This window comes from Candidatus Scalindua japonica (genome assembly GCF_002443295.1).
In the GTDB taxonomy this organism is placed as follows: domain Bacteria; phylum Planctomycetota; class Brocadiia; order Brocadiales; family Scalinduaceae; genus Scalindua; species Scalindua japonica.
Window position 1 is genome coordinate 183,381 of sequence record NZ_BAOS01000003.1, and the last position, 8,697, is coordinate 192,077.

At 36.7% G+C, this 8,697-nt stretch carries 7 protein-coding genes; 6 read left to right on the top strand and 1 reads right to left on the bottom strand.

Annotated features, from left to right (window positions below):
* Positions 1-2: 2 nt before the first annotated feature.
* From SCALIN_RS02225 to SCALIN_RS02240, 4 genes are all read left to right on the top strand, one after another.
* Positions 3-446 carry a response regulator gene (locus tag SCALIN_RS02225; RefSeq protein ID WP_096892648.1) on the top strand — a complete coding sequence of 148 codons (444 nt, stop codon included), beginning with the start codon at positions 3-5 and terminating at the stop codon, positions 444-446.
* A gap of 401 nt (positions 447-847) precedes the next feature.
* The gene (locus SCALIN_RS02230) at positions 848-1,984 is read left to right on the top strand and encodes a PAS domain-containing protein (protein WP_096892632.1); all 1,137 of its coding nucleotides are present in this window, start codon (positions 848-850) and stop codon (positions 1,982-1,984) included.
* Positions 1,985-2,140: 156 nt separating this feature from the next.
* A complete protein-coding gene (locus SCALIN_RS02235) occupies positions 2,141-4,384 on the top strand; it encodes a hybrid sensor histidine kinase/response regulator (RefSeq protein ID WP_096892633.1) in 2,244 nt (747 codons plus the stop codon).
* A 20-nt stretch (positions 4,385-4,404) separates the two neighbouring features.
* On the top strand, positions 4,405-4,776 hold the full coding sequence (locus tag SCALIN_RS02240; RefSeq protein WP_096892634.1) for a response regulator: 372 nt from the start codon (positions 4,405-4,407) through the stop codon (positions 4,774-4,776).
* 17 nt (positions 4,777-4,793) lie between these two features.
* Here the strand turns inward: SCALIN_RS02240 and SCALIN_RS21905 are convergent, their stop codons facing one another.
* Positions 4,794-4,946 carry a hypothetical protein gene (locus SCALIN_RS21905; protein ID WP_162532111.1) on the bottom strand — a complete coding sequence of 51 codons (153 nt, stop codon included), beginning with the start codon at positions 4,944-4,946 and terminating at the stop codon, positions 4,794-4,796.
* Between the two features lie 419 nt (positions 4,947-5,365).
* Between SCALIN_RS21905 and SCALIN_RS02245 the strand changes: the two genes are divergently transcribed.
* Positions 5,366-6,502 (top strand): hypothetical protein, encoded by a 1,137-nt coding sequence (locus SCALIN_RS02245; protein WP_096892635.1) that lies wholly within the window; start codon positions 5,366-5,368, stop codon positions 6,500-6,502.
* A partial coding sequence (locus SCALIN_RS02250; protein WP_133111618.1) for a PAS domain S-box protein occupies positions 6,418-8,697 on the top strand: 2,280 nt, incomplete at its 3' end. The genes SCALIN_RS02245 and SCALIN_RS02250, both read left to right, overlap by 85 nt.

Consider the following 8,697-nt stretch of genomic DNA (forward strand, 5'->3'; position numbering starts at 1 on the left):
GTATGAAAAAAGAAATTAGGGTTTTATTGGTAGAAGATAATTCAGACGATGTTATTTTTATATTGAATGTATTAAAAGCGCAGAAAAATATTTGCAATGATATTGATGTGGTTACTGATGGTGCAGAAGCCCTGGACTACCTATTTAAGGAGAGGGATTCTGGACACCATTATAAGCATATCTTACCAACATTTATCATTATGGATATAAAACTGCCCAAAGTGAATGGGTTGGAGGTATTGCAGAAAATACGCGCTGACGAACGGACAGCATTTATTCCTGTTATCCTTCTGACTTCGTCAACACACCAGGGAGACCTGATCAATGGTTACAAATATGGTTGTAACAGCTATGTATCGAAACCCATAGAGTTTGAACAATTTGCTGAAACGGTGAAAAATATCGGATTATACTGGTCGCTGGTGAATGAAACACCATCATTATAATAAGAGGAGGAAACGAGCAGACTGATTCATGTATTGATAGTTTGAAACCAGGGAAGGCGCGCATGATAGTTGAGGAAAGAGAAGCCGGCAGCCTTTTGCTTTTATTAAGCGGGAAATGCATGAGGCAAAGAATCGTGCTACATAGCTCACTGATGAAATAAGAAATTGAAGTTTCCGCAGACAGGACGATTATCTTTTTTACCATTTGTACCAGTAGTCGGAACAGAATATGCTAATGTTTATGATGTTGGAATTACCAGAGACTGATAAGGTTGATAAATGGTAAAAAACAAACGTATGGTGAGGCTTTAATCTTGCTCCTTTTGGGGAAACAACTCTGAAGGGCCGCCATGCGAAACACGTAATTATTTTTCATAACATTTATCGCATTTGTAACGAAAATGAAGAAAGAACACCCTGACGAAAAAAAACCGTCTGAACTTCACAAAAAAGCAGAGAAAAAAATCAAACCTGAAACAATAGGTATAAAAAAACTCTCTGATGCAGAAGTACGCAGACTGGCACACAAGCTTCAGGTATGCCAGATAGAGTTAGAGATGAAGAATGAAGAACTCAGAAAGACCCGGTTAGCGAGTGAAGAGCTATGCCGGAAATATTTAGCCCTATACGACTACGCCCCGGTTGGATATTTGACTATTGATCATAATGGATTAATTATTGATGCCAATCTTACACTGGCAACAATGCTGGGCATAGAACGCGGCTTTCTGATAAATAAACTACTGTCCGCATACATCACCAGAGAATATAAGGACAAATACTATCTATACAGAAGGAAAAATTATGAAAAGTTATTACATAATAGTTGTGAATTAAAGATGGTTAAAAAGGGTGGGGCCGCATTCCATGTACAGCTCAAATGTGAGGTGGCAAGGGATTCAGATGAGAATCCCAAATTCTGGAAAGTAATTGTAACTGATATCACCAGGCAAAAATGGCTTGGTGAAGAATTGAAAAAAAGTGAAAGGCGTCTCAACGAAACTCAGCGTTTGGCTAAAACAGGAAGTTGGGAGTATAGCCTTGAAAACAAACAAATTACATGGTCTAATGGACAGTATAAAATTTTTGGATATGAACCAGCAGAATTTGAGCTTACCTATCATAACATTGTTAAAGCGGTTCATCCGAATGACCGTAAAACTTTTTTAGAAAATAACCGCCGTAGTATTAATGAAAATAAATCATATAGTTATGAATATAGAATAATTCGGCCTGACGGTGCCGTGTTGTACCTTCATTCAAAAGCAATACTAATAAAGGACGATTCAGGAAAGTTACTTAAGATGCAGGGAACATCCGTGGATGTATCTGAGCAGAAGCAAGCCGCGTTAAAGTTAAAAGAAACTCAAAGACAATTGGAATCTCTTGTCGACAAAAGGACCAGAGAATTGAAGGGAAGAGTAGCTGAACTGGAACGTTATCATGACGCCACCGTGGACCGCGAACTGAGAATAAAGGAACTGCGGGATGAAAACGAGAAACTTAAGGATAGATTGAAAAAAAGGGATGAGATATAAATCCCCCTATCGAATAGAGAAAGCATAAGCATATAAAAAACACAAAAGAAAGAAAAAATGATTTTAGAGTTTGAGAGATTTACTGAAGTGCCGAACTAACAGGGACTATACTGGTTGCTCTTCAATGATCCACCACTTTAGAAAAAGAGAGTTTGAATGAATAAGTCAATTCATGTATTGGTAGTAGAAGATTCAGAAGACGACACGTTATTGATTATCGAGGAAATAAGACGCGGGGGATTTGAACCAACTTTTGAACGAGTGGAAACGTATGAACACATGGAAGTTGCGCTCGATAAGGGGGGATGGGATGTTGTTATCTCAGATTATGCAATGCCTATTTTCAATGCACCGGCGGCATTGAAACTACTTCAGGAAAAAAAGAGTAATGTTCCATTTATTATTATCTCCGGAGCAATTGGAGAAGATGTTGCTGTGGCAATGATGAAAGCGGGAGCGCACGATTACCTCATGAAAGACAATCTTGCCCGTCTTGTTCCTGCAATTGAGCGGGAAATGCAAGAGGCATCGAATCGTACCGAACGCATACAGATAAAAAGAGAAATTGAACATCTTGCCTCCTTTCCGCAGATGAATACCGATCCTATTTTAGAGGTAAATTTTTACGGGATGGTTACTTTTTATAATAGTGCAGCTTGCAAGATAATAGATAAATTAGGTCTCAAAAAAGACGCAAACCTGTTTTACCACAAAGATATAAAAGAGATCCTTAAAGGTATTAATAAGAAAAATGGAAAACACTTATGCCGTGATGTAAAAATAGGGAGTTTAACATTTGAAGAGAATATATATCTTATACCAGAGTTTAAAGTTTTGCGCATTTACGCGAGAGACATCACAGAGCGCAAGCAGGCAGAAGAGAAGTTGTATGAGAGTGAGGTGCGATTTAGAAGTATTTTTGAACAGGCAGCCGTAGGCATAATACATGTTGCCGGGAATGGTAGATTTCTCAAAGCTAATAAGTGTTTTTGTAAAATCATAGGATATACAGAGTTGGAAATACTTGAACGTACGTTCTGGGACATTACTCATCCGGATGATATTCATAAACAAGAACAGTCTCGAAGAAATGTTCTTGAGGGGAAAGCTTCCAGCTATAACATAGAAAAACGTTACATCAGGAAAGACAATTCCATTATCTGGGTGAATCTATCGGTGTCACTGGTACGAAAACCTGGAGGTGAACCGCATTACTTTGTTTCCGTTGTCGAGGAGATCACCGAACGCAAGAAGATTCAGGAAACACTCTTACAGTCAGAGAAATTAAGATCCCTTGGTACAATAACAGCAGGGATTGCCCATGATTTTAATAATATCCTGACGCCAATTAAGGGTTATGCTGATATTATGCTGAAAAAACTGCCTTCCTCCGATCCTTTATATGAGAATCTGGAACATATTTTAAAATCAGTATACCGGGCCGAAGAGATGGTGAAGCAAATTTTATTGTTCAGTAAGAAAGCCAAAATAGAACAGAAACCAGTAGCGTTGGGTCTAATTGTTGAAGAGGTGGTTAATCTGCTGCAACCTATCATCCCTACGACTATTGAAATTCGTCAACGACTTGACGATTCCTGTGAAAAAATCCAGGCTGACCCATCGCAAATGCATCAGCTCATTATGAATCTCTGTACCAATGCCTTACAGGCGATGGAAGAAAAGGGCGGTGTGCTCACTATCGATATGAAGCAGGTCAAAATTGACGGCTTAACAGCGAAATATCATCTTAACCTGAATGAGGCTGAATATATACGTTTAACTGTTACTGATACCGGAATTGGTATGGACAAAGCTACTAAAAATCGTATTTTTGAACCATTCTTCACTACAAAAGCAGTTGATAAGGGGACAGGTTTAGGGATGTCAATGGTTCACGGCATTGTGAATAGTCATCATGGCGACATTCATGTATACAGTTCTCCGGGAAAAGGTACATCATTTCATATCTTTCTACCTGTCATCAAATATGAATTGGAACCTGAGAAAAGAGAGACGGCAGAGATTGTGTGTGGGCAGGAATCTATTCTGGTTGTCGATGATAATGAAGATGTTACAAAGATTATGAAGCAGATGCTGGAAAGTCTTGGCTATAAAGTAGATATTTACAAAATCAGTATTGAAGCGTTGAAAGCTTTTCATAAGCAGCCGGACAAATATGATTTACTGATTTCCGATTTAACAATGCCGAAGATGACCGGATTGGATTTGTCAGAAAAGATACAGAAGCTCCATCCGGGATTTCCGATCATAATTATAACAGGTTACTGCGACACTCTTACAAAGGATACTCAAAGAGAGTATGGTATTAAAAAAATTATCAAGAAGCCGATTATGATGGAAGAACTGGCTAAAACCGTTCGGGAAATTCTGGATAAGTGATTTAATGGAGGATTATTGAAATGCGTATATTGGTCATTGACGATGATAAAGCTATATTGAAATTGATTACTACCATGCTGAATCAAGAAGGTTACGATTTGATTACAGCGAGCAATGGAAAAGAAGGGTTACAATTATTAAGCCAGGAATCCGGCATTGATCTAGTAATATGTGACATGATAATGCCGGAGAAAGAAGGAGTTGAAACTATCCATGAAATAAAGCAGGATTATCCGAATATCAAGGTGTTGGCAACCTCAGGCGGAGGGTACATCAGCGGCAGTAAATACCTTACTATGGCACAACAACTTGGAGCAGACACCGTACTGAAAAAACCGTTTGTTTATCAGCAATTAGTAGACGCTGTACAAGAACTTTTAGGAACAAAATAGAGTCAAACCTTTATTATTCAATAATAAACTGCCCATTTCAGTGTTTCAGTTTCTTTCCTTAATTTTCTGTCTTTTTCTGCCATTGCTTCTACTCCCTTTAACACATCACTTACTGTTGATCCCTTTATACCAAAATATCGTCCGATTTCTTCATTCTTCTCATTACTCATTATTTTAGATAGATAGTTGTTCTTCTATCATTTCTTCCTTTGCCCCTTCTGAGCAATTCTTCTCTTCAAATTAATATTAAAAGAAATTGTTTCAATAATTAACGCATTGTTTAAATTGTATACATAATTTTGAGAATTATTAGAAATATTCTGTGTAATTTCAAGAAATAACAATGCAATTTCTGCAAATTCTCGTCATGACGGAATGAATACAGGAGAATATCCACGCATAAAATGAAATTCAAAAAGTGTTATTATTCAAAACCCATTCTTTCATAAGGAGTTATAAAGCAAGCATATACTCTAATTGCTTTGGCTAATGGATTATTAATCATGGTCTTTGAGAAAAATATTTGAAATTAACAATTGGCAACAATTTTGCGAAATCAATCTTGTAAAATTCGCAGTTATGGTTAAAAATGTTTATAAAATTAAAAATTATCAAGATATTAATATCGTTATTTAATCTGGTATCTTTTTGTTCAACATCATTTGTCGGTTACATAAGGTTCCTTGTTACTGAAAACATGTTCAAGTCTCTTAGTATAAAAACAAAGTTGATTACATCATTTTTCTTGGTTGGCATATTCTCGATCAATATTACGGGATTGATATGTTATCTAAATTCAAAAAACACATTAGAGAAAGTGTATTCGAATAAACTTGCGGCAATTAATGCAACTAAAAGAGAACAGATTAAAGAATATTTCAATCAAGTCAGAAATCATGTTATATCGTTATCTGGTGATTATATGATTATCGATGCTATGAATCAATTCAAGAGAGCTTTTCGTGACGTTAAAAAGGGGAAAAAAAATGACGATAGTAAGATTTTTCAATATAGATCAGACTTAAGTAATTATTATGGAGGTGAGTACCTTGCGAGATTGAATCGAAACACAAAAGAGAGAAGAACGATTGAGCAATATTTTCCGTCAGATGATGAGGCAATAATCCTCCAGTATCATTATATCGCAAATAATCTGAATCCAACCGGTTCTAAAGACAATCTTGAAATTGCATCAGATGGAAGCCAATACAGTAAAGTTCACTCAAAGTATCATCCTGTAATTCGTGATTATCAGAAAAGATTCGGTTATTACGACATTTTTCTGATTGACGAACAGACTGGTCATATAGTCTATAGCGTTTTTAAAGAAGCTGATTTTGCCACAAACCTTCTGACTGGGCCATATCAAGAGACAAATCTTGCCGGGGTTTTTAAAGAAGTACGGTATGCAACTGATAAGGAATTTGTCAAACTGGTTGATTTTGATTTTTTTGATCCGTCTTACGCAGACCCTGCGTCATTTATTGCATCACCCATCTTTGATGGAGAGAGAAGAATCGGTGTTCTGGTCTTCCAGTTGCCCATAAATAAAATAAATAGAGTGATGACAGGGAATGGTAATTGGAAAAAGGAAGGCCTGGCAGAAAGCGGTGAAACTTATATCGTTGGCTCAGATTACAAATGCGAAATGATTCCCGGTTTCTTATTGAAGAACCTGGCAAGTACTTTGAATTACTTGAAGAATCTGGCACAGATAAAGAAGTGATAAATCAAATTAAATTACATTCAACATCAATCATGTTCCAGGAAATACGTACAGAGTCAGTTAAAAGTGCTTTGGAAGGGAATACAGATACGTTAATAGTAGATGATTATAGAGGCATTCCCGTATTAAGTTCGTATGCGCCGTTGAATATTGCAGACGTTAACTGGGTAATACTATCTGAAATTGATATGAAGGAGGTGTTGGTACCATTATATGCGATAGGTAATAAAATTTTTCTGTTAACAGTAATTGTTTCTTTATTAGTCACAATTATTGCAGTTTCAATTTCAGATAATCTTTCAACTGCTATTCTTCAACTCGTTAAAGGTGCAAATAGTATAGCAACAGGTGACTTTACAAATAAAATTAACATTAACCGGACTGATGAACTCGGGTACCTTGCAACTTCTTTAAATTATATGAGGATAAAACTGGATCAATCAGGCAGAAGTTTAAAAGAATCTGAAAAGAGATATCGATTATTATTAGAATCATTAAAAGAAGGTGTATATCAAGGTGAACTTGGTAAAGAAGGCGCATTTACCTGGGTTAATCAAACAGCTGCTGAAATGTTTGGTTATAAATCACCTGAAGAAATGATTGGGACAAAGGTAAATGAAATATATGTAAACATTGATGATGGAAGAACGCAGTTAGAGATGCTTGAGAAATATGGTGTCTTGAGTAATACTGTGTATTTATGTAAGAATAAAAGCGGTGATTGTTTTTACGCCGAATGTTCATCTCATTTAGTTAAAGATAAAAAAGGTAAACAATGTCGTATTGAAGGAATAATTAGAGTTATTACAGAGCGTAAAAAATCTGAAAATCGTCTTATTGCTCAGCATGCCGTGACAAAAATATTGTCAGAGTCAGGAACAATAAAAGTTGCTTTTCAAGGAATTTTAAAAGTTATATGTGAAGCGCTGGATTGGAACTTTGGTTCGTTATGGTTGCAACACGAACATGACTATGTATTGCGTTGTTTGTATCTCTGGCACGTTCCAGACTTACAATTTTCGGAATTTAAGAAAAAGACTAAAGAAATTAGTTTTTTACCCGGAATTGGCTTGCCGGGACGTGTATTGTCAAATGGCAAAGCGGCCTGGATCAACGACGTTGTAGTGGAATCAAATTTTCCAAGAGCAACCGCCGCATCGAAAGTAGGGTTGCATGGCGCCTTTGCCTTTCCAATTATTGCCAATACTGAAATACTTGGGGTTATCGAGTTCTTTAGTCAGAAACCAGAAGAGCCAGACAAAGAGTTGCTTAATATGATGGAGGCAATTGGTAGTCAGGTAGGTCAATTTATCAAACGTAAGCAGGCAGATGAACAGGTTAGTAAGTTGTCTCGCGCTGTCGAACAAAGCCCGGTGTCTGTTGTTATTACAGATACAAAAAATAATATTGAGTATGTTAATAGAAAATATACTGAAGTAACTGGATATTCTTTAGAAGAAGTCAAAGGGAAAAACCCAATAGTTTTAAAAACAGTTGAAGAGAATGTTGAAGAACACAAAGAACTTTGGAAAACCATTACATCTGGTAAAGAATGGCAGGGAGAATTCTGCAATTTTAATAAGAATGGTGAAATATATTGGGAATCAGAATCTATTTCACCAATCAAGAACTGCGATGGTATCATAACAGGTTTCATTCAGTTAAAAGAAGATATTACAGAACGCAAGTTGGTGCAAAGTCATCTTAAAACACAACTTGAGGTTGCAAAAGTATTGGCAGAATCTAATACAATTAGAGAAGCATCTACCAGAATAATTGAAGTTGTTTGTATCGCACTAGGGTGGGATCTGGGAGAAGTCTGGATATATGATAAGCAACAATATATTTTACGTAATACAGAAATCTGGCATCTACCATCTTTAAACTTTTCTGAATTTAAAGATATCACCTGCCGCACAACCTTTTCACCACAAAAAGGACTGCCAGGCCTGGTATGGCAAACCGCAAAGCCACTTTGGATTGAAGATGTTGCCCGTGATTCAAATTTCCTAAGGGCATCTGTTGCGGATAAAGAAGGACTGCATGGAGCCTTCGGTTTTCCAATTGCTATCGATAATGTCGTACTTGGAACAATCTGTTTCTTTAGCCGAGAGATACGGCGACCGGATGATAAATTGCTTAATATGATGTCAAGTATTGGCAACCATATCGCTCTGTTTATTGAACGTAAGCAG

What these genes read in the sequence shown, in the direction of transcription:
- SCALIN_RS02225 (WP_096892648.1), top strand. Translation starts at nt 3, where the DNA reads ATGAAAAAAGAAATTAGGGTTTTATTGGTAGAAGATAATTCAGACGAT.
- SCALIN_RS02230 (WP_096892632.1), top strand. Translation starts at nt 848, where the DNA reads ATGAAGAAAGAACACCCTGACGAAAAAAAACCGTCTGAACTTCACAAA.
- SCALIN_RS02235 (WP_096892633.1), top strand. Translation starts at nt 2,141, where the DNA reads ATGAATAAGTCAATTCATGTATTGGTAGTAGAAGATTCAGAAGACGAC.
- SCALIN_RS02240 (WP_096892634.1), top strand. Translation starts at nt 4,405, where the DNA reads ATGCGTATATTGGTCATTGACGATGATAAAGCTATATTGAAATTGATT.
- SCALIN_RS21905 (WP_162532111.1), bottom strand. Translation starts at nt 4,946, where the DNA reads ATGAGTAATGAGAAGAATGAAGAAATCGGACGATATTTTGGTATAAAG.
- SCALIN_RS02245 (WP_096892635.1), top strand. Translation starts at nt 5,366, where the DNA reads ATGTTTATAAAATTAAAAATTATCAAGATATTAATATCGTTATTTAAT.